The organism is Pontibacter beigongshangensis, assembly GCF_014332515.1.
Taxonomy (GTDB): domain Bacteria; phylum Bacteroidota; class Bacteroidia; order Cytophagales; family Hymenobacteraceae; genus Pontibacter; species Pontibacter beigongshangensis.
This window is the reverse complement of sequence record NZ_VFSD01000009.1, coordinates 97,996-118,957: the sequence shown is the minus strand read 5'-3', so window position 1 is coordinate 118,957 and position 20,962 is coordinate 97,996. Positions and strand designations below refer to the sequence as shown.

10 protein-coding genes are annotated in these 20,962 nt (G+C 50.7%); 3 read left to right on the top strand and 7 right to left on the bottom strand.

Annotated elements, in window-relative coordinates:
• Positions 1-2: 2 nt before the first annotated feature.
• From rfbC to FJM74_RS09490, 5 genes are all read right to left on the bottom strand, one after another.
• On the bottom strand, positions 3-557 hold the full coding sequence (gene rfbC / locus FJM74_RS09510; RefSeq protein WP_187262362.1) for a dTDP-4-dehydrorhamnose 3,5-epimerase: 555 nt from the start codon (positions 555-557) through the stop codon (positions 3-5).
• An 8-nt stretch (positions 558-565) separates the two neighbouring features.
• Entirely contained in the window at positions 566-1,660 is a 1,095-nt protein-coding gene (locus FJM74_RS09505; protein ID WP_187262361.1) for an NAD-dependent epimerase/dehydratase family protein, read from the bottom strand.
• A gap of 50 nt (positions 1,661-1,710) precedes the next feature.
• Entirely contained in the window at positions 1,711-2,514 is an 804-nt protein-coding gene (gene rfbF / locus FJM74_RS09500; RefSeq protein ID WP_187262360.1) for a glucose-1-phosphate cytidylyltransferase, read from the bottom strand.
• Between the two features lie 359 nt (positions 2,515-2,873).
• Positions 2,874-3,695 carry a WecB/TagA/CpsF family glycosyltransferase gene (locus FJM74_RS09495; protein ID WP_187262359.1) on the bottom strand — a complete coding sequence of 274 codons (822 nt, stop codon included), beginning with the start codon at positions 3,693-3,695 and terminating at the stop codon, positions 2,874-2,876.
• Complete coding sequence (locus tag FJM74_RS09490) at positions 3,685-5,076, bottom strand: undecaprenyl-phosphate glucose phosphotransferase (RefSeq protein WP_241739038.1); 1,392 nt, start codon at positions 5,074-5,076, stop codon at positions 3,685-3,687. The genes FJM74_RS09495 and FJM74_RS09490 overlap by 11 nt, the downstream gene beginning before the upstream one ends.
• A 1,930-nt stretch (positions 5,077-7,006) precedes the next feature.
• Between FJM74_RS09490 and FJM74_RS09485 the strand changes: the two genes are divergently transcribed.
• Positions 7,007-13,213: an Ig-like domain-containing protein gene (locus tag FJM74_RS09485; protein ID WP_187262358.1), complete on the top strand. Its 6,207-nt coding sequence runs from the start codon at positions 7,007-7,009 to the stop codon at positions 13,211-13,213.
• A 9-nt stretch (positions 13,214-13,222) separates the two neighbouring features.
• The gene (locus FJM74_RS09480; protein ID WP_187262357.1) at positions 13,223-14,248 is read left to right on the top strand and encodes a PorP/SprF family type IX secretion system membrane protein; all 1,026 of its coding nucleotides are present in this window, start codon (positions 13,223-13,225) and stop codon (positions 14,246-14,248) included.
• A gap of 187 nt (positions 14,249-14,435) precedes the next feature.
• Here the strand turns inward: FJM74_RS09480 and FJM74_RS09475 are convergent, their stop codons facing one another.
• Positions 14,436-14,648, bottom strand: a complete 213-nt coding sequence (locus FJM74_RS09475; RefSeq protein ID WP_187262356.1) for a heavy-metal-associated domain-containing protein — start codon at positions 14,646-14,648, stop codon at positions 14,436-14,438.
• A 247-nt stretch (positions 14,649-14,895) separates the two neighbouring features.
• Positions 14,896-17,151, bottom strand: coding sequence for a heavy metal translocating P-type ATPase (locus FJM74_RS09470; RefSeq protein WP_241739037.1), 2,256 nt, complete (start codon positions 17,149-17,151; stop codon positions 14,896-14,898).
• Positions 17,152-17,610: 459 nt separating this feature from the next.
• On the opposite strand from FJM74_RS09470, the gene FJM74_RS09465 reads away from it, so the two are divergent.
• A complete protein-coding gene (locus FJM74_RS09465; protein ID WP_187262355.1) occupies positions 17,611-20,961 on the top strand; it encodes a PAS domain S-box protein in 3,351 nt (1,116 codons plus the stop codon).
• The last annotated feature ends 1 nt before the right edge of the window (position 20,962 follow it).

The following is a 20,962-nucleotide window of genomic DNA, read 5'->3' as shown; positions in this document are numbered from 1 at the left end:
GGCTAACCTGCTATTGGCTGTGCGAGCTCATGCACAAAATTAGCATGTGCTTTGTCTTTTTCAGAGATGATCTGCGGTTCTATGGGCCACTGTATGTTAAAAGCCGGATCGTTGAAACGAATGCCCCTTTCCGCCCCGGGTGCATAAAACTGAGTAACCTGGTAGGTGATGTCGGTGTCATCCTCCAGTGTCAGGAAACCGTGTGCAAAGTTTTCAGGCACATACAGCATCCTGAAACTGTCTGCTGTCAGTTCTACCCCCAGCCATTGCATATAGGTTGGTGAGTTTTGGCGCAGGTCAATAATCACATCATAAAGTGCCCCTCGCGTGCATCGCACCAGTTTAGATTCGGCAAAAGGCGTTACCTGGAAGTGCATCCCCCGGAGGGTTCCCTTTTTTTTGTTCGAAGACAAATTGGTCTGGACTACATTGGCAGAAAGCCCCATTTCCTCAAATTCCTTCTGGCACCATGCCCGTCCGAAAAAGCCGCGTTCATCTTCGATCCGCTTTATGTCAACTATATAGGCTCCTTTTAGCTTGGTTTCGGTAAATATCATGTATTTTCTTAATCAATAATTTCTAACACTGACTCTCTCCTTACGGTGGATTTCTGATGAGCCCAACGCAGTTGCTCGTCTAATGCCCCCAGTTGCTGTAATTTGTTCAGGAACATGGCCCGGTTTTGTAGCGGGCTATCCTGGTGCCAGGACTGGGCTACAATTGGCTTATACCCTTCGCAAAGCTCGGCAATTGCCTGTTGTAAGGAATACTGTGGCTGATGATCAGGCGCAAGCGCCTGATAAAAATCAAAACATATCGGGCATGAGGCCTCTTCTGCCACTTCACCCCCGCTAAAATTCAGCGTGATTCCTGGCAGGGCGTATGCCACAGCTCTTGCCAGTTCGTATACCCGAAAATTCCAATCGTTAAAGCCGGCATTTACAACCAGGTATTCTCCCCCGTCAGCCGCCTCTCTTGTAACAGCCCACTCTACTGCACGGGCCAAGTCAGCCACATGAATCAGGGGTTGCCAGGCGGCTCCATTGCCTACTATGTTCAGGTTGCCTGTGGCTAAAGCCTCTCCTACAAAATCGTTCAGCAGAAGCCCTGGCCGCAGCCGGTCACTCATGCCGCAGGCAGCCGGAAACCGGAGGCAGGTTACGCTGAACCCATCGCCCGCCAGTGGCTCCAGGTCTATTTCGGCCGCCAGTTTGGTGCGGGCATCAGCGGAAACAGGTTTCAGGTCAGAGTGCTCCGTCCTCTCGCTTTCTTCTTCAGTTCCATAAAGGCTGCAACTCGAGGCGAACACAAACGATTCTACTCCCACGGCCTTTGCCAACTCTGCTACCCGAATGCTGGCTGTATAGTTAACGTCCTGTGTTACAACCCCGTACTTATGCTCTGCCACGTCACCACCGATAGCGGCCAGATGCACAACGGCATTTACATTGTCCAGCACTTCGGCCGGCATGTTGCGTACATCCCCGAATATCTGCTGATCCAATCTGCTTTCCGGCAATATGGCAGAGGAGCCCTGCAGGCTGGAGGCAAAGTAGGCCATGTCGTAGCCAACCAGCGTGGCGTCAGGGAAGGCCGACCGCAGGTGTTTCACCACGGCAGTTCCTACGTAGCCCATGTTTCCGGTGATAAGGATCTTCATATAAAAGGAGATAAGATAATAAAATCAATATTTTCAGGTTCCAAAACCTGCTAATGCACGGCACCGGAAAGCGCCTTGCTCCAGACATCCCAGGGGGCCTTTCCATTTTGCCACAAATCCTCGAGCAGGTGCTTATCACGAAGCGTATCCATTGGCTGCCAGAAACCAGTGTGCCTGTAGGCCGAAAGTTCTCCTTCCTCCGCTAATCTTTCCATTGGCTCCCGTTCCCAGGTCGTGGAATCGCCTTCTATATAATCGATTACGGCTGGCTCCAGCACAAAGAATCCGCCATTTATCCAGGGCATGTCGCCGCCAGTCGGCTTTTCTTTAAACTGATTTACTTTGGCAGCCTCTTCAGACAAGGTAAAGGCGCCGAACCGACCAGGCTGCTGCACCGCTGTGAGCGTAGCCAAGGTGCCCTGCTGTTTATGGTAATTGATGGCCGCTGTAATATCCACATCGCTTACGCCATCCCCGTATGTCATGCAAAACGTGTCATCGCCCAGATACTCCTTTACCCGCCTAAGCCGTCCGCCGGTAAGTGTTCCTTCGCCGGTGTCTACAAGGGTAACCCTCCAGGATTCGGTATTGTTGTGGTGCACCTCCATGCTGTTTTTGCGCATATCGAAGGTTACATCGGAGTTGTAGAGGAAATAATTGGAGAAGTATTCTTTAATCATGTGGCCTTTGTAGCCACAGCAGATCACAAAATCGTTAATGCCGTGGTGGGAATATATTTTCATGATGTGCCAGAGGATGGGCTTCCCTCCAATTTCCACCATTGGCTTGGGCCGGACACCACTCTCTTCGCTGATCCTGGTACCATAGCCTCCTGCAAGTATCACTGCTTTCATAAATATAAAGGGGTTTTCTACTTTGTTTAAGATGTATGCACTATGTTAGAATTCACCTTCAGGGCCTGAAGGTGCTATTCAGTTGTACCATACGGCAAATGGAGTTTTTTTGATATAGATAAATCTAAATTTACAGATTTATTTTAATCTGATTTTAACGTTGCTAATGAACCGTGTCGGCAGCTATCAGGAAATACCCGCATTTAAACATCTCTTTAAACTATAAAAGAGCCCCTCATCAATATGAGGGGCTCTTTTAAAACTTTTGAATAACTAAGTTAATACCGTCAAAGTCATACCAAAGCAGGCAGCCTCGATGGTGAAAGTATTAGTAAGGTAAATCTTCAGTATAAATAGTACTAATGGGACCCTGCTTCAAGCTTCTCTGAGTTACGCGTGACGAGCATCTTTAGTGTGAGCCATACAAACATGCTGTTCGTGAGCAGGTACCTTTTCCAGAGCCTTTTTGGTTCGAGGTAAAGGCGGTAGGTCCACTCCAGCGACAAGTCCCTGGCCCACTTCGGCAGCCTCTTTTCCAGACCAGCAAACGTCAGGAAAGCCTGCCCCACTCCCAGCATGCAGGCATTAACACGGTCTTTATGGTCAGCCATCCAGCGTTCCTGCTTCGGGCAGCCAAGGGCCACAAAAACAAGGTCCGGCTTTGCCTCATTTATCATGTCCGTGATCTCGGCATCCTCAGCTTCTGTCAGTTTCCGGAATGGAGGAGAATAAAAACCTGCTATTCTGAGATCCGGCGTTTCTTTTTTCGCCTTCGTCACCACGGCGTTCAGCACCTCGTCTGTAGAGCCATAAAAGTAAACCGACTTGCCCTTAGCAGCCGCTTCTTTCAGCAGGCGCGGCAGCAAGTCCATGCCTGCCACCCTCTCCTGCTCCTGGCCATAAAAGAGCTTCATTATCTTAGAAACAGGCCCGCCATCCGGAGTTGCCACATCGGCCTTGTTCAGCACCTCGTTAAAGTCTTTGTCTTTATAGGCCTCCACCAGCATGTGCACATTGGCAAAGCACACATAAGACGATTTTTTGTTTTCAGTAAGCCAGAATATCTGATCGACAAAGGTATTAAAGCTGCCTGTAGAGATAAAAGAAGTCAATAGTTTCCGTTTTTCGCCTATCGGGCCACTTTGGCTCACCGCAGGCAAATCATGTAACTTAGTAGGCATTTTTCTCTCCTTTTATCATGTTCCAAACTGTCAGGAAGATAATTTTCATATCCATCATGAAGCTCCAGTTTTCCATGTACTTCACATCGTACTCTACTCGCTTCTCCATCAGTTTCAGCTCTTTGGTCTCGCCACGGAACCCGCTCACCTGCGCGTAACCTGTAATACCAGGGGTCACGAAATGACGCATGTGATATTTATTGATAACCTTGGAGTAATGGTCCAACTGAGACACCAGGTTCGGACGAGGCCCTACAACCGACATATCGCCGAGCAGCACATTAAAAAACTGCGGCACCTCATCCAGGTTCGACTTGCGCAGGAACCTTCCTACTCTGGTCACTCTCGGGTCGTGCTGGGTAGCCTGCATCTCGGTCTGGTTGTTCACATTCATGGTCCGGAATTTATAGCAGGTAAACAACCTGTTTTTCTTGCCGGGGCGCAGTTGCTTAAAGAACACAGGGCCTTTAGAGTCTATTTTGATGGCTATGGCAATTATTGGCAGCAGGATCGGGAAAATAAACAGGATCACGAATAAAGAGAACGCGATATCGAAAGCACGCTTCATGACCCTGTTGGCCACCAGTTCCAAAGGCTCTCTCCGGATGCTGATCATTGGGATGTTCTGGTAGAAGTACATGTTCACGTCTCGCTGCACAATTGCGCTGAAGTCAGGAACCATCCGGAAATACAGGAAGTTGTTGTCGGCAAACTCAGCAAAGTCGTCTATCTCCTCCTTGTTATTAAGCGGCTGGGCATAATAAATCTCGTCTACACTGTTCTGAAGGCAAAACTCCTTTACATCAGCCACGCCGCCTTTAACTAAATCCTTATGCGGGTTTTTCTGATCGGGGGCATCGTCGAAGAAGCCCATGAATTTAGTGCCCGGATTGTCGTTGCTGAAGGTGTGGTAAAGCGACAAAGCGGCAGGGCCTGTACCTATTACCACAAAGCGCGAATACGCCATGTCGGATTTGGTGAAGTACTTGTTTATCAGCTGCAGCACAAAACGGTTAGCACCAATCAGGGCTGCAGTTAACAGGTAGGTGTAGAGCAGCAAGAGTCTAGAAAGCTCTTCCAGATTAAAAATAACGATACAGGCTGCCAGAATGATTGCGTGCAGGACAAAGGCATTCATCAGGTTGGCGAATTTCTTTCCGCAGGGAATCCAGGCATCAATTCTGAAAACAAAATTGGAGAACCCGGAAACGATCCACCATACCAGGGCAAAAAGAACGAAGAAAATGCTATACTGACGGGTCAACTCGAGATCACCGTAACGGAAGAGGTTTGATATCTTAAAGGCAAATGCTATCAGGGTTATGTCAATTGCTAATAACAATATCCTGTTGAAGCTATAGTAGTGTCGATACTTATTCATGGCTTATTAATTGTACTTATTTAATCATGTTGGATTTATTTTACTTTGGCTGATCACCAGTTTTGTTTTAAGAACTTGTTTTTCCTCATCTCCTCTATCATCGTAGTTCCTACTCAAAATTAAATCAAAGCCTTTTTACAGCATTTAAATATATAACTCTCGATATATTATTGAGTCAACATATTTAGAACAAACTCCCTTGTTCCGATTCCCCAGGTGCTTTTCCGGTGAGTTAACAATAATTACGCTTTATACTTTATTAAGTTTTAGGATTTAGTGAAGACAGATAGTATAATAATAATTTTATATACTTATCCACACTGTGATATTGCTTTAATACATTTTCGACCCGGCAACCCCGAAACATTTTTTTGAAATAAATACGGAGCAGGTGCATGCATTATATGATATTTTCAAGGATTGTGCATTTACGATAAAACCCTTATTATCAATACTATATATATACTTAATACGGATTTATGGTCAATAGAAGCTGTCTGCCAGATCAAAAGCAGTAAGCCAGACTTATTGCTCAGAGAGTATTTGCAGTGACATTTTTTGGAACCTCTGTATTTTCCCCGCTAAAGCAGCCAGTTATCCTTTGTAGCGACTTAAGACAAAAATCCTAAAAAGACGTTGGCAATTTTTTTTTATGGAATAGCAATCGAAAAATTTGGATCAGTTTTGGCGTACACCCAGCCTCTCCCATAATGGGAAACTTGCTTATCCAGGGGGTTTTATTCAGCAATGTTGCAGGAGATTGGGGCGGTGCCTGGCACCTGTCCTGCTCACTTCCTGGTTGAACATTACCAAGGTGGTACCAAAAAACGGTTTTGTGGCCAGCAAACGAGGTTTAGGAGCTGAAGGTGCTCACATTTTACTTAGCCCGATACCGGCGCTTACAATTTTTATGGACGGTTGGATGGGCGTTTAAATTCTCATATTGGCAATTCCTATATTTCTATATTACTATTTTTGCAACATATCAGTTCATTTTCCATAAAATGGATGGTTCATGCTATGGTTTTATAGAGGCTGGCTGTCAAGTACTTAAATTTAACATTTCAAATACGCCCGTTGTACCGTGCCTTTGCAGGTTATGCCTCGGTTAGTGGGCTGCTCCCTCACCTCCGCTTAGTTATTTTTAGTCTACCTGCCTTTAACCCCTCCTGTTCAGTTCTGATTTTTACTTATGCGCTCAAATTATTCCAATGAAAAAGCCCCTCCAGAGCCTTTGCTGCTGCGTTTCCGAAACAGCGGCTATAAATTTCCTTCACCTGTACCTGCTTACCTGCTTTGCTTGAAGCTGATTACCTGATAAGCAGCAAACGCCTGGGAGCTTGTTTGGATGGAATAGCTGCAGGTAAATTTTTCCGCTGATTGGCAGGATTTATAGTGTGAACATTGAACTATTTGAGACAATAATTCTTTTATCATTCTATACATATCCCTATTAACAGATATAAGATTGTATAGCCTTGAAATCAAACTTTCCAAAGCCCGTAATAGCAATAAAACTGCCTGTTACTGGTACAGCACCTAGGTTTTGCAGCAGGCTCAGTAGCAGCAGGAATAGCCTCCTGAGGGGCATTTTGATTGGAATAATTGCCATAAAACCAGCCAGACACTCATTTACTTAGGATTTGGCGCCACGTAACGGATTTTCCATAATGATGACGAACACTTACTATTCCTGGTTTTACTTTTTCAGCACCAACCTGATCTTCAACAGTCAATGAAATTGACTCCTGACTGTTCCGCAAGCTATTAATACTGCAGGCACAGTTCCACTGCTATGTGTAACACCTGCATCACCTTATTGAAGAAGATAAAGCACTGCTCCCTCCTCTTTTCCTGGACATGCTCCTGCTTAGGAAAAATTATATTATTATTTCAGCTTCTGGCCATGAAAACTTTCAAGAAAGCAGGTATGCTTTCACTAATCCTGACCCTCTGTATTCTTGTTTGCAATAAAGAGGTGTCGGCACAGCAAAACTGTGAGCAGGTACCGGATGCCAGCCTCACAAACCCTTATTACAATTTTACTTACTGTACGCCCAACATCAGTACTGCCACCTTTACGCTGGCTGTGGAGAACACATCGGCAACCAAAGCCAACAATGCCAGCTACCACCTAAGTTGGGGCGATGGCAGCAGCAATTCCTTTGGCAAAGACTTTGACAAAACCAGCCATGTTTACCGCGCTGCCGGCACCTACGACCTGGTGCTGACCGTGACTGGTGAGAATGGCTGCACGGAGCGTAAAACCGAGCAGGTATTTGTGGGCAGTAACCCCGGCATCGGCCTTTCTAACCTCGGCAACAGCACCGACTGCGCCCCGGCCACATACCGCTTCGATGTGAACAGCTTCGAGCGAAACTCCCCATTTACGGTCTATACCTTCACTTTTGACGATGGCACGCCTACCATCACTCTATCGCATGCAGAGCTATTGGCAAAGCCTTACATCGAGCACACCTTCAATGAGTCGTCGCAGGACAAGCCGGGGGGCTTTACCCTGACGGCCCTGGCCTCAAACCCCTGCCTTACCTCCAAGTCTACCTGGAGCGGTATCCGGATCTCCAAAGGACCTGTGGCCGACATAGGCCTCGGCTCCAAAACAGGCTGCGTGAACCAACCCATCACGCTCAGCGATGTTTCAAACAGCGGTTACGATGCCTCCCGGAACCTCTCCACCCACAGAACCGAGTGGACCATAGCGCCTGCCACCGGTTGGTATATCCAAAGCGGAAACGTTAATGCAAAAAAGCCGGTGGTCGTTTTTACCGAACCGGGTGAGTATGTGGTTAAACTGGCCGTTAGCCCCGAAGATGCCAACTCTACCTGCGCCGGCAGCACAAAAGAAGAGGTTATTAAAATTACCACCCCTCCTACTGCAGATTTCTCGCTTACGCAACTGCCGGAAAATAAATGTGTCCCTGGCACCTTTACAGTAACTAACACTTCCGCAGGAGAAAACATCCTCCATGCCTGGGCTGTGACGAAGGCCGACGGCACAGCCGCAACCGGCTGGAGTTTTACAGGAGGCACAACTGCCAGCTCCAGGGAACCCAAATTTTCTATTAATACCCCTGGCACTTATAATGTGGTTTTGACGGCCAGCAATGGCTGCTCCCCCAACAGCACCAAAAGCATACCTGTTACAGTGGCCGGAAAACCCGTCGTAACACTACCCAAAGCACCAGCGCCTTATTGCGGCACCACCAACATTACTTTCTCTGCTGATAACACGAAACATACGCCCGTTTATCAGGCAAATTTCGGCACTATTACGGGCTACAAATGGGAGGTAAAAGTAATTTCCGGAGCAGGGGAAGGCAGCTTTGTCAATAACACCAGCACCAGTTCGCAGTACCCAACCGTTTCGCTGACCGCCTCCGAAAGCGGACCGGTAGTGTATGAGATTTGGGCTTATGCCATGAATGAATGTGGAGAAACATCTGCCCCGGCCAAGCAACGTATTACCATCAACCCGCTGCCGGATGTTAAGATCACAGCCCCTAAAGCAGAAATTTGTATCGGTGAGGAAATTATCCTTACTGCATCCGGAGCTTCCTCCTACAAATGGCAGGCAGCAGCGGGCCTGAATGCCACTACCGGCAGCAAGGTAACTGTAAAACCTACAAAAACGACGACTTACACTGTAACTGGAACCAACTCCGCCACCGGCTGTACCAGCACCACAACCTTTACGGTGGTGGTAAAACCATTACCCACTATTACTGTTAACAGCTCTTCAGCAGACATTTGCCTAGGCCAGGGAGCAGCCACGCTCACAGCCTCAGGCGCAGCCTCTTATTCGTGGCAACCAGCCACCGGCCTGAGTGCCACCACAGGCGCAGAAGTTACAGCAAGTCCCAAAGTAACGACAACTTACACGGTTACCGGTATAGATGAAGCGACAGGCTGCAGCAACACCGCCACTGTAACGGTGACGGTAAAGCCACTCCCGCAAGTGGAGGCAGGCCCTAACCAGACCGTATGCGATAATCCGGAGCCAATAAAACTACTGGGGCAAACTGCAGGCGGCACTTGGAGCGGCCCACATGTAACAGATGGTTATTTTTTACCGGCCGGCAAAGGCGAATTTGTGCTCCGATATACTTATACAGATGCCAGTGGCTGCACCAATTTCGATGAAATGACCATGACGGTAACGGAGGCACTGGTGGCCAATGCCGGAGACGACAGAGAGGTTTGCCTCAATAGCGGGTCCTTCGCCATGCAGGCGAGCCCGGCTGGTGGCATCTGGAGCGGTTCAGAACTTATTTCCAAAGATGGCACCTTTACGCCATCTAAAACAGGCACCTATACCCTTACCTATACTTACTATACCGGCACCTGCTTTACAAGCGATCAGGCTGTGGTAACGGTTAAGTCTTTGCCAGGTACACCTGCTGTTGTGGGAGCCACTATCTGCTATGGAACTTCCGCTACACTCACTGCCGAGAATCCGGAAGGCACCATCCTATGGTATGATGAAAGCGGCCAGCAACTGCACACTGGCACCGCCTTCGCTACCGGCCCCCTCACCTCCACCACCAAATACCTGGTTGAGACGCTCGCCAATAACGGTTGCTCCAGTAGCCGCCTTGAAGTAACGGTGGTGGTAAGGCCACAAACCCCGGCTCCGTCAGTAGACCCTGTCACGCTGTGCGGGTCCGGCAAGGCAACCCTGACAGCCATCGGTACGGCAGAAGTTTACAACTGGTACAGCCAGGAAGGCACCTTGCTGCATAGTGGCAAAACATTTACGCCAACAGTAGAAACGACCAGTGTCTTTCTGGCAGAAGGTGCAATAGCGGGCTGTGTTGGTCCACGTACCCAGGTGCAGGTAACAGTGCTGCCTAAGCTGGCGCTTAACGAATTGAAGGGTGTACCAGCAATTTGTGCAGGACAGACACCAGCAACCATTACAGGCACTGTTCCTGAGGGAGGAAACGGCACCTATACCTTCCGTTGGGAGAGCAGCCTGGAAGCAGGCTCAGGCTATACCGTCATAAACGAGGCTACGGCGGCTACTTATACGCCAAATGCTCTTACCCGCAGCACTTATTTCAGAAGAGTGGTCATTTCAGGCGCCTGTACCGACTACTCCTCCCCTGTGCTCGTAACGGTTACCCCCATCATCACCAACAACATCCTCATCAGCGGAAACACCAGCATCTGCGAAGGCGGCACCGCTCCGGAGTTAAAAGGTGAAAAACCAGCCGGCGGATCAGGAGAGTACGAGTATCTGTGGGAGAGCAGTGTGCTTGGCACAGTAGATGGCTTTGAGCCTGCTGCAGGCATCCATAATCTGCAACACTACAGCCCAGGCACCCTTACCCAAACCACCTGGTTCCGCCGCATGGTGCGTTCAGGCACCTGCCAGGAAAAAATAAGCGAGCAAATAGTTAAAATCACCATCGATAAGCCGATCACGGCCAACAGTATTGCCGGCGATCCGGTGGTGTGCGCTGTTAATGCCTCGACCATAACCCTGATCGGAAGCCAGCCTTCAGGCGGCAATGGTGAATACATGTATAAATGGGAAGTAAGTACCGACGGTGAAAACTTTACGGTAGCGCCTGGGCAGAACCACAGTGCGAACTACACCCCCTCTTTCTACAATCAGATACTGTGGTACAGAAGGGTGGTAACGGCCGGACCTTGTGCTGCCAGTACCAGCGAAGCCGTAAAAGTGCTGCCAGCTCTTACCAACAACATAGTTCGCCAGTCGCAGACTGTCTGCATAGGAGATGCTTTCCAGCCGCTCACAGCTACGACGCCTGTAGGAGGCACTAATGAATATTCTTTCCGGTGGGAAAGCAGCACCACGGGTGAAGAAAGTGATTTCAGACCGGCAGCAGGTGAGAATACCTTAGCTACTTACACGGCACCTAAACCGCTCGAAAGCACAACCTTTTTCAGAAGAATAGTAAGCTCCGGCCCCTGTGCGCTCAACATCAGCACGCCTGTAAAAATCATGGTTCAACCGGCCATTGCGGGCTTTATGATCATAACGCCGGAACAGACGATTTGCGCCGGCGAAGCGCCTGGCCTATTGATTGGCGATAAACCTACCGGAGGCGACAACACCTTTACCTACCTCTGGGAAAGCAGCACCGATGGCATCACCTTCACGGATGCGGCAGGTGCCAACACGGCAATTTCTTATCAGGCGCCAAAACTGGAAAATACTACCTGGTTCCGCCGCAGGGCAGCTTCAGGCCAGTGTTTTGCTGTGTCAGATGCCGTAAGAGTGGTGGTAAATGAGGCTATCACCGAAAACGTGATCTCTGAGCCACAGGTGATCTGCTTCCAGACTGCTCCCCAACCGCTCCTTGGCTCCGACCCGAAAGGCAGCACCGGCGAATTTGCCTTTCAGTGGCAGGTCGCTACCAGCGGCAACAACGGGCCGTTTGCTGACATAGCCGGTGCCACGGCCAGAGATTATGCGCCTGGAGTGCTCAGCACCACCACCTGGTATCGCCGTGTGGTAACTTCCGGAGCCTGCAGTCGCCTTTCTGAGGTGGTACAGATAACGGTTTCGCCGGTCATTTCCAGGAACACCATCGCCTTTGCGCAGAACATCTATGCAGGTCAGAAACCAGCACCGTTAACAGGTTCTCAGCCGATCGGGGGCAGCAACAAGTATACATATGCCTGGGAAAGCAGCACCGAAGGCCCGGACGCTGGTTTCGGCCCGGTTTACGGCATCCGCAACGATATCCACTATGCGCCGCAGGCACTCACCCAGACCACCTGGTTCCGCCGCATTGTGCGCTCCGGCGGCTGCGAGGATATTTCTGCGGCTTTTAAGATCACCGTGATTCCAGATGTGAACAGCAACATCGTGCAGGCAGGTCAGACCATTTGCTATGGCAATAAGCCTGCTCCGCTAACGGGCACAACTCCAGGTGGCGGCGAGGGCGATTACCTGTTCCTGTGGCAGGCCAGCACCAAAGGCGCAACCGTTGGGTTCGTGACGGCTGCAGGTGCCAGCGGGGCCAGAGATTATGCTCCGGATGCGCTTACGCAGGACACCTGGTTCAGAAGAGTGGTTATCTCAGGCCCTTTTACCGACACCAGTACGGCCGTGCTAATCACAGTAAAACCAGTAATGGCCAATAACCGCATCAGCTCCAGCCAGACTATCTGCTACGGAACCACGCCAACTACCCTGACAGGCTCGGTGCCTACCGGTGGCAGCGGCAGCTTTAGTTACCTGTGGGAAAGCAGCACCACCGGCCCGGACAAAGGATTCACAACAGCTACAGGTGACAATACAAAACCGAGCTACAGCCCGGGAGAGCTAACCCGTAACACATGGTACAGAAGAGTGGTGTCTTCAGAAGCCTGCGACAAACTAGTGAGCGATGTAGTGGCCATTACCATCAACCCGCTCCCTAAGGCACCAAAGGCAGAAAACGTGGGTATTTGCTATAACAGCAGAGCCGAACTGAAGGCTAGCGGATCTGGCGGAAACCTGGAGTGGTTCACGGCAGCATCCGGAGGAAGCCCGATTTACATAGGTGCTGCGTTCACTACTCCTGTGCTTACGGCCACTACCACCTATTTTGTGCAGGAGGTGGCCCTATCCTGTGCCGGTGAGCGAAAGGCGGTAACCGTAACGGTAACATCGCCCACGGCAGACGCGGGCCCTGACGTGACTTTCATCAAGGGCAGAAATGCTACCTTGCACGCCTCCGGGGGCGATACCTACTCCTGGTCGCCGGCCATTGGCCTGAACAACCCGAAGGTGGCCTCACCTATTGCCTCACCGGAAGTTACCACCACCTATACCGTGACGGTAACCACAAATGGCGGCTGTGTATCGACAGATGAAGTAACCGTGACGGTGCTCCCTGCAGTGGATATCCCTAACACCTTCACCCCCAACAGCGATGGCATAAACGATAACTGGGAAATTCCGCACCTGACCCAGTACGCCAACTGCCAGGTGCAGGTTTTCAACCAGTGGGGCACGCTGGTGTTTACTTCGCAGGGTTATAAAGCGCCCTGGGATGGGCGCTTTAACGGGCAGGAGCTTCCGCTGGCCACCTATTATTATATTATTCGCCTCGATGACAAGGAGAAGCCTTTAGCAGGAAGTGTCACCATAGTAAAATAACCTACCTACATGAACAAACTTTTATTTCCATTAGCAGTTGTGCTGACAGTGGCGGCAGGTCAGGTGCTGGCCCAGCAAAAGCCTCAGTTCTCGCAATACAACCTGAACAATTACCTGGCTAACCCGGCCATATCTGGCATTGAGGATTATACCGATGTGAAATTCGGGACAAGGCACCAGTGGAGCGGGCTAGAAGGAGCCCCCGTTACCTATTATACCACCGTGCACATGCCGCTGAACAAGGACCTGACCGCCAACTACGGCAGCCGGAAATTTAAGAATACTCCCAAAGAAGCTACTACCAAGCGGTCCAATGTGTACCGGAGAGTTAAGGCGCACCACGGGATAGGAGCCACTGCCATGACCACCAAAACCGGCGTGCTGAAACGCAGCAGCCTGAGCGCAAGCTACGCCTATCACCAGCCCATAACCCGAACCATCCGCTTTTCGGCGGGCATAGCGCCTGGCATTATACAGTACAGCCTGGACCCGAGCCGCATCAGGGCCGTGAACATGAACGACCCGGCTCTGAACGACGGGCGGGCCAACGAAACCAAGTTCGACCTCAACATCGGCTTCTGGCTTTATTCCCAGAACTTTTATATAGGTGTTTCCGGCGCGCAGCTGCTGCCCAGCCAGCGCGAGTACATCATTACCAGCAACAGCAGTGCCGATCAGTCGGGGGCCTTGCAGCAGCACTATTACACCACGGCTGGCTACCGCCTGAACGTGGCCCCGGGCATTGCCCTTATTCCGTCGGTAATGGTCAAGATGGCCACGCCCAGCCCTGCCTCTGTAGATGCCAACATGAGGGTCATGTATGCCGACCGGCTATGGGCGGGGGTGTCTTACCGCCACAACGAGGCAGTGGCCGCTATGGCAGGCATTAACATCAGTCCGCTGATGGATCTGGCTTACTCCTACGATGCCAGCACCTCCCCGCTAAGAGGCACTAACGCTGGCAGCCACGAGGTAGTGCTCGGCCTGAAACTGCGCAACACCGCCAAAGTGCTTTGCCCGAACTGGGCCTGGTAAGTTGAAGTAAGGATAAAGGAGGAGATCGGGCAATGATTTTTTGGGACCTGATCAAAAAAAGGCAGGCTATAGAAGCCTGCCTTTTTAGTTTTCTGCTGCTGACAGCAAATTATTCTATTGAATAAGGCCCTCCGGAGCCCTAACTGCTGCTGCAGTTAAGGCTCCCCGGTAAGAAGCCTTAATTGAATCAGGAAAGCTGCTCGGCTTTAAACCCTGCCTTCTGCACAGTATTCTGAATGGTTTCGGCATCAAGTGAATTTGTTTTCACTTCCAGTACCTTATCCGGGTTGTCGGTGTCTACTTTCCATTCTTCAACTCCTTCCAGCTTCTGAAGATGTGGTGTAACTGCCTTCACGCAGCTTCCGCAGTTTATTGTTGTTTTGAATTTATAGGTTGTCATACGAAAAAAAATTGGTTTTAAGGTTTAATGAAATTTATGAGCCGCGTTGCCGTCGTTCTTAGTTCCGGCACCGATTATTCTAATCAAAATGGCCCTCCGGAGCCGAAGGAAGCTGCCGCTCCTATTCCTGTCCACATCTTCAAATTGGAGATGTGACCATTTAGCACATTACTCATTAGCACATTACACTAAATTATTCTAATGAAAATGCCCCTCCGGAGTGTTCTGCTGCTGCTCCACATGTTTTCTAAAACACCTTTGCCGATTTCAGGCGGAGGCTGTTGGCTACTACCGATACCGAACTTAAAGCCATGGCGGCACCGGCGATCATGGGGTTGAGCAGGAAACCTGTGAAAGGGAACAGCAAACCTGCCGCTACCGGTATACAGATCACATTATAGAAGAAGGCCCAGAACAGGTTCTGTCTGATTGTCCGGACCGTTGCCCGCGACAGTTTGATGGCGGCCGCCACCTGGTTCAGGTCTGAGCGCATCAGCGTAATGCCAGCCACATCCATGGCTACGTCTGTGCCCTGCCCCATGGCTACACTTACATCAGCCAGTGCCAGGGCCTGGGCATCGTTTATGCCGTCGCCGACCATGGCCACTGTTTTGCCCTGTTGCTGCAGCGCCTTCACAAAGTCTGCCTTATCAGTTGGCAGCATCTCCGCCCGGTAGTGTTCTATACCCACCTGTTTTGCCACTGCTTCGGCTGTTTGCCGGTTGTCGCCGGTGAGCATAAACACCTCTACGCCAGCGTTCTTTAATGCGGCTATTCCTGCTGCTGCCGATGTTTTTACCGGGTCGCTGACGGCAAACACGGCCAAGGCCTGCTGCCGGTCACCAAAGTAGATAGCCGTTCTCGCCTGCTGCTGCAGGGCAGTAGCAGCTTTTAATAGTTCTTCGGATAGCGCCACTCCCTCTTGTCGGAACAGTTTCTCGTTGCCGGCCAGGTACTGCTGCCCGTCAAAACTTGCTTCCACACCCAGGCCGGTAAGGCTGCTGAAACTATCCGGCTGCTGCGCCTTCAGGCCAAGTTCTTTGTAGTGCACATAAATGGCCTGGGCAACCGGATGCTCCGACTGTGCCTCCATCGAGAAGAAAAGCTGCTCCAGCCGTGCCTGCTCTGTAACATGCCCCGACCAGACCACATCCGTAACGGCAGGTTTGCCGGCTGTGATAGTGCCGGTCTTGTCGAGGAGCACTGCATTTACGTGCTGTGCCCGCTCCAGGCTTTCGGCATCTTTAATCAGGATGCCGTTTTCGGCCCCACGCCCCACTCCTACCATAATGGCCGTGGGCGTAGCCAGGCCAAGTGCGCAAGGGCAGGCGATTACCAGCACCGAGATCATCGACACCAAGGCCTCCGATAGATAAGCCTGCCCTCCCAGCACCAGCCACGCCACCAGCGTCAGCAGCGCTATTACCAGGACCACCGGCACAAAGATACCGGCAATCTTATCCACGAGTTTCTGTACCGGGGCCTTGCTTCCCTGCGCTTCCTGCACCATCCTGATAATGTGCGCCAGCATGGTTTCGCCGCCTGTTTTGCGGGCCACTAACTGCAGGCTGCCCTTCTGGTTGATGGTGCCGGCAAACACGCTGTCGCCTGGCTGCTTCTGCACCGGCAGCGGCTCTCCGCTCAGCATGCTTTCTTCTACATACGAAGATCCTGCCACCACTTCGCCGTCTACCGGCACCCGGTCGCCGGGGAGCAGCAGCACTCTGTCGCCTGTCTGTACCTGTTCTATGGGCACCTCCTGCTCTACCTCATTTCTGATAATGCGTACTACCTTTGGCTGCAGCCCCATCAGCTTTTTGATGGCGGCGGCACTCCTTCCTTTGGCCCGCTCCTCCAGGTACTTGCCCATCAGGATAAAGGCTATGATCACCGCCACTGCCTCGTAGTATACATGCGGCATAAGTCCCCGCTCCGTAAAAAAGGCCGGATACAAGGTGTTAAATAAGCTGAAGGCAAACGCAATGCCGGTGCTCAGGGCTACCAGCGTGTCCATATTGGCCCGCAGGTGCTTTGCCTGCTTCCAGGCGCCCGTATAAAACTGCCTGCCCGACCAGAGCACTATCGGCGTCGTGAACAGGAGCATGGCCCAGTTGCCCCAGCTAAAGGTATTATGGAAGAACATGCCCAGCACAAATACCGGCAAGGCCAGTACACCCGCCACTATTGTCTTTTGCTTCAGGCGTGCCAGCGCCTCCTCCTGCCGCTGCTCCAGTTCATCGTCGATTTGCTGCTCTATCAGCAGCTCAAAGCCTATTTCATTTACAGTCTGCTTCAGTTGCTCCGGCTTCACCTGGTCCGGGGCATAAGCCACCTGCACGGTTTTGCCGGCAAAGTTAACGTTAGCCTCCTGCACCCCTTCGGTAGCACGCAACATGCTCTCGATGCTCGAGGCGCAGGAGGCGCAGGTCATCCCCTCTACCGGGAAAGTTTTTTTCTCAAATATTGTATCTGTTATGGTTTCCATCTCGTCTTTAATTATCATCGTTACAAAATTAAAATACATGAGGCAACAGTTCGTTACAGTTTTACTGGTATGATTTGCAGATTTTCAGTAGCGAGGTGTAGCCAGGCAGCAGCCGCCATTTCTCCTTGCCCCAAAACAAACTTCATAAAATGAATTGCCCGGAAGGTTGTTCAGGTTTCCTGAATAGCATTTCTGTCGGGTTAAAAAGAACTTGGGTGTAAGCCATCAGCAGAAAGCATTGGCCGATTGCCGGAGAGCCCAGTTTAGGGCAGTTTTCAGCAGTTATTTTCAGATAATAGTTCAAGAATGGATAAGTTCCGGGAAGTTGCTTGCCGGCTGTGCCTGAAATATCAGGTATGTAAAATGCAATAAATTCATTCTTGATAAAGCACTAACTTAAAAAAAGGTCTTAAATTTATATATAAATTAAGCGTGCCCCGACTTTAACCTTAAAGGAGATGCAGAGTCTTTCTCTTTATGAAGTTCAATAAAAACAGGTTCAACATACTGCACCATAGTAGCCGCACGGTAAAATATGTAGCCATAGCCTTTTCTCTGCTGCTGGCCGTGCTGCTTACGGTAAGTGCGTTGTCGTTTTTCGGTGCGCGGCAGGTAAAGGTGAACTATAACAGGATCGTGTCGCAGGCCATGCTGAAGCTGGAACTGATCAACAACCTGCACGAAAACGAGGATGCGGTTTTCACCTCTGCGCTGGGCTATATAGCTACTCCTGACCAGCAGCTTAAATCGCTGTATGAAGAGCGCATCAGAGAGCGTAACGCAAGGAACGCCACCACCATAGAGCACCTGCGCAAACTTCTGCAGAACGATGGACGACTCATAATTCTGGAAGAGTTTGTAAAAGAGCGCAACGCCTATAACGCACACCTGGACAAGATTCTGCAGATGAGCAAGCAGGGCAGGCACACCAAATCGGAGTTGATCAGCGCGCATACGCAGGCTCCGGTATCGCGCACACACCAGCGCCTGCTGCACCAGCTAAACCACAGTATCCGCGAAACAACCAGAGAAAACTCTGAGAAGGCTGTCGCCAGCATAACCGACACGATCAGCAGCTTTAACCTGCTGCTGTTGTTTGCCATGTTCACTGCCATCGGGGCCGGGTCTATGATCATGGTCACGATTAACCGCCTCCGGCGCGACAACCTGGTACTGAACAACGAGATACAGGAGCGGCAACAGCTGGAGCTGGCGCTTACCGAACACAAGCGTCAGTACAAAAACCTGTTCGACTACAACCCAGTACCTTTGTGGGTGTTCGACCAGGAATCTCACCGGTTTATGGAGGTGAATGAAGCTGCGATCAGAGAATATGGGTATTCAAGAGAAGAGTTTCTGACCAGGACCATTTTTGATATCAGGCCCGAAGAGGAAGCAGGAGCCTTACAAGATGAACTGCAGGTAGCCGACAGATGGGGCACCACCCTGGGGAGCGGTTACCATAGACGCAAAGACGGCTCTTTGTTCACTGCCGAAACCAGGTCGCATGCCTTGCCCAGAGTGGAGGGGCTGCACCCCAGGCTGGTGGTAGCCATTAATGTGGAAGACCGGCAGCAGGCCATATCGCAGCTCGAAAAAAGTGAGCAGCAGATGCGTGAGGTAAGCTCCAGCATACCAGGCGCTGTGTTTCAGTTTCAGATGGATGCCGCCTACCAACTTAGCATTCCCTTTCTGAGTGAGGGAATCCAGCATTTGTATGGTCTAGCCCCTGCCGAGATGATAGCAGACGCCGGCAAGCTCTTTCAGGCGGTGCACCCCGACGACCGGTATAGGCTGCGGCGTGTCACGCTCAGTTCGTTCCAGCACCTTACTCCCTGGGAAGTGGAGTACCGGATCTGGGTTCCGGAGAAAAAGAAATGGAGATGGATCAGGGGGCACGGACTCCCGAGCCAGAAAACTTACGATATCATTACCTGGAATGGCACCCTGATTGACATTACAAAGCAAAGAGATGCACAGGAACAGCTCATTAACAGCGAGGCAAACCTGCGTGCCCTGCTCAATAGCTCGCCGCAGGCCATTTACCTGCTCGACGCCGACCGGCATGTGCTTTCCTTTAACACGGTGGCGGCCAAACAGGTGAAGCTGCACTTGCTAATGGAGCTGAGAGCGGGGCAGAATATTATCGATCTGATGGATGAAGGGATCAAAGAAAGCATTATCGAGAACCATCAGCGGGCCATGCAGGGCGACACCATTACGTACGAGATCGGCCAAGGAGATTTCTGGCACGAAATTGCCTTCAGGCCCATAGTTGGACCCGATAACAGCACCCTGGCAGTCGCCTTCAGCATACTGGACATCTCGGAGCAGAAACAGGTTATTGAAACCATAAAACGAAGCGAGCAGCAACTGGCACGGGCGCAGCAGCTCGCGCATCTGGGCAATTGGGAATACGACCTAAAAAAGGGTATCCTCTCCTGCTCCGACGGCGTTTATGCGATTTTCGGGCTCAACAGAGTTTTGTTCAGTCCGTCGCTGCAGAATTTTGCCAACCTGATACATCCCGATGATATTGACTGGATGCGAAATGAATTAAACCAGGCCATCCGGCAAAAGTCGATACTGACAGGGGAGCACCGGATTATCCGGCACGATGGCACTGAGCGGCATGTGGTAGAAATAGCTGAGCTCGTGTACAACGAGCAGGACGAGCCCGTGAAGATCTCCGGCTCCATACAGGACATTACCGAACGAAAGGAAATAGAGCGCAAAGCAACGGAGGCCAGGAACCTGCTGCAGTCTACACTGGAGAACATTCCGGAAGTGATTTTCTCGACCAACGCCGGCCTGCAAATGACCTATGTGAGCCCGCAATGCCTCGAATTGACAGGCTTTACCGAAAACGAGCTGCTGAAGCATAATCAGAAATGGCTCAACCTCGTGCATCAGGAGGACCAGGAAATCATTCAGGACCAGGTGCTGCCTAACCTGAAAGCCGGGCTGCGGCAGCATTGCGAGGTGCGCATAACGAGCAGAAGCATGGAACTGAAATGGATGCTGCTCCGCCTGTCGCCCTTGCAGGACGAAGAGGGCAACCTGATCCGTATCGACGGGTCCGCCTCAGACATGACGCAGTATAAGACTGCCGAAGCCAGAAGAAACGAACTGACGGAGCAGTTGCTTAAACAGAACCAGAACCTGCAGCAGTTCGCCTACATTGTATCTCATAACCTGCGTGCCCCAATCGCCAATATCCTGGGCCTGACCTCGGTTTATGACAGAAAGGACCCAGCCTCAGCCAGAAACCTGGTGGTAATCGACAACCTGGTTAAATCAGCCAAATCGCTGGACAGCGTGATCCGGGACCTCAACGATATCCTCACCATCAGGAGCGAGATTAATAAGGTGCAGGAAAAAATCGCCTTCGACAGCCTGTTGGAGCAGGTGCTGGCCATTTTATCAGAAGAGGCGATTACAGCAGAAATGGATCTGGAGGCAGACTTTGGGGAGGCACCGGAGGTTTATACCATCAGGAGCTTTATCCATAGCATTATGCTGAACCTGATCACGAATGCCATGAAGTACAAAGCTCCGGACAGAAAACTCCTGTTACAACTACGTTCTTATAAAGTTCCTAATTATATTTGCCTAAGTATAACAGACAATGGACTTGGAATCGACTTAAAGAAGAACAAAGACAAGATTTTTGGTTTGTATAAACGTTTCCATCCTCATACCGAAGGCAAAGGCATTGGGCTTCATCTTGTAAAAACGCAGGCAGAGTTACTTGGCGGCGGAGTAGAGGTAGAAAGCCGGTCGGGCATAGGAACAACATTCATTGTGTTTTTAAAAAACTATATATAAT

Excerpts from the sequence above, each read along its gene's own strand:
- rfbC (WP_187262362.1), bottom strand. The coding sequence starts at position 557 with ATGATATTTACCGAAACCAAGCTAAAAGGAGCCTATATAGTTGACATA.
- FJM74_RS09505 (WP_187262361.1), bottom strand. The coding sequence starts at position 1,660 with ATGAAGATCCTTATCACCGGAAACATGGGCTACGTAGGAACTGCCGTG.
- rfbF (WP_187262360.1), bottom strand. The coding sequence starts at position 2,514 with ATGAAAGCAGTGATACTTGCAGGAGGCTATGGTACCAGGATCAGCGAA.
- FJM74_RS09495 (WP_187262359.1), bottom strand. The coding sequence starts at position 3,695 with ATGCCTACTAAGTTACATGATTTGCCTGCGGTGAGCCAAAGTGGCCCG.
- FJM74_RS09490 (WP_241739038.1), bottom strand. The coding sequence starts at position 5,076 with ATGAATAAGTATCGACACTACTATAGCTTCAACAGGATATTGTTATTA.
- FJM74_RS09485 (WP_187262358.1), top strand. The coding sequence starts at position 7,007 with ATGCTTTCACTAATCCTGACCCTCTGTATTCTTGTTTGCAATAAAGAG.
- FJM74_RS09480 (WP_187262357.1), top strand. The coding sequence starts at position 13,223 with ATGAACAAACTTTTATTTCCATTAGCAGTTGTGCTGACAGTGGCGGCA.
- FJM74_RS09475 (WP_187262356.1), bottom strand. The coding sequence starts at position 14,648 with ATGACAACCTATAAATTCAAAACAACAATAAACTGCGGAAGCTGCGTG.
- FJM74_RS09470 (WP_241739037.1), bottom strand. The coding sequence starts at position 17,151 with ATGATAATTAAAGACGAGATGGAAACCATAACAGATACAATATTTGAG.
- FJM74_RS09465 (WP_187262355.1), top strand. The coding sequence starts at position 17,611 with ATGAAGTTCAATAAAAACAGGTTCAACATACTGCACCATAGTAGCCGC.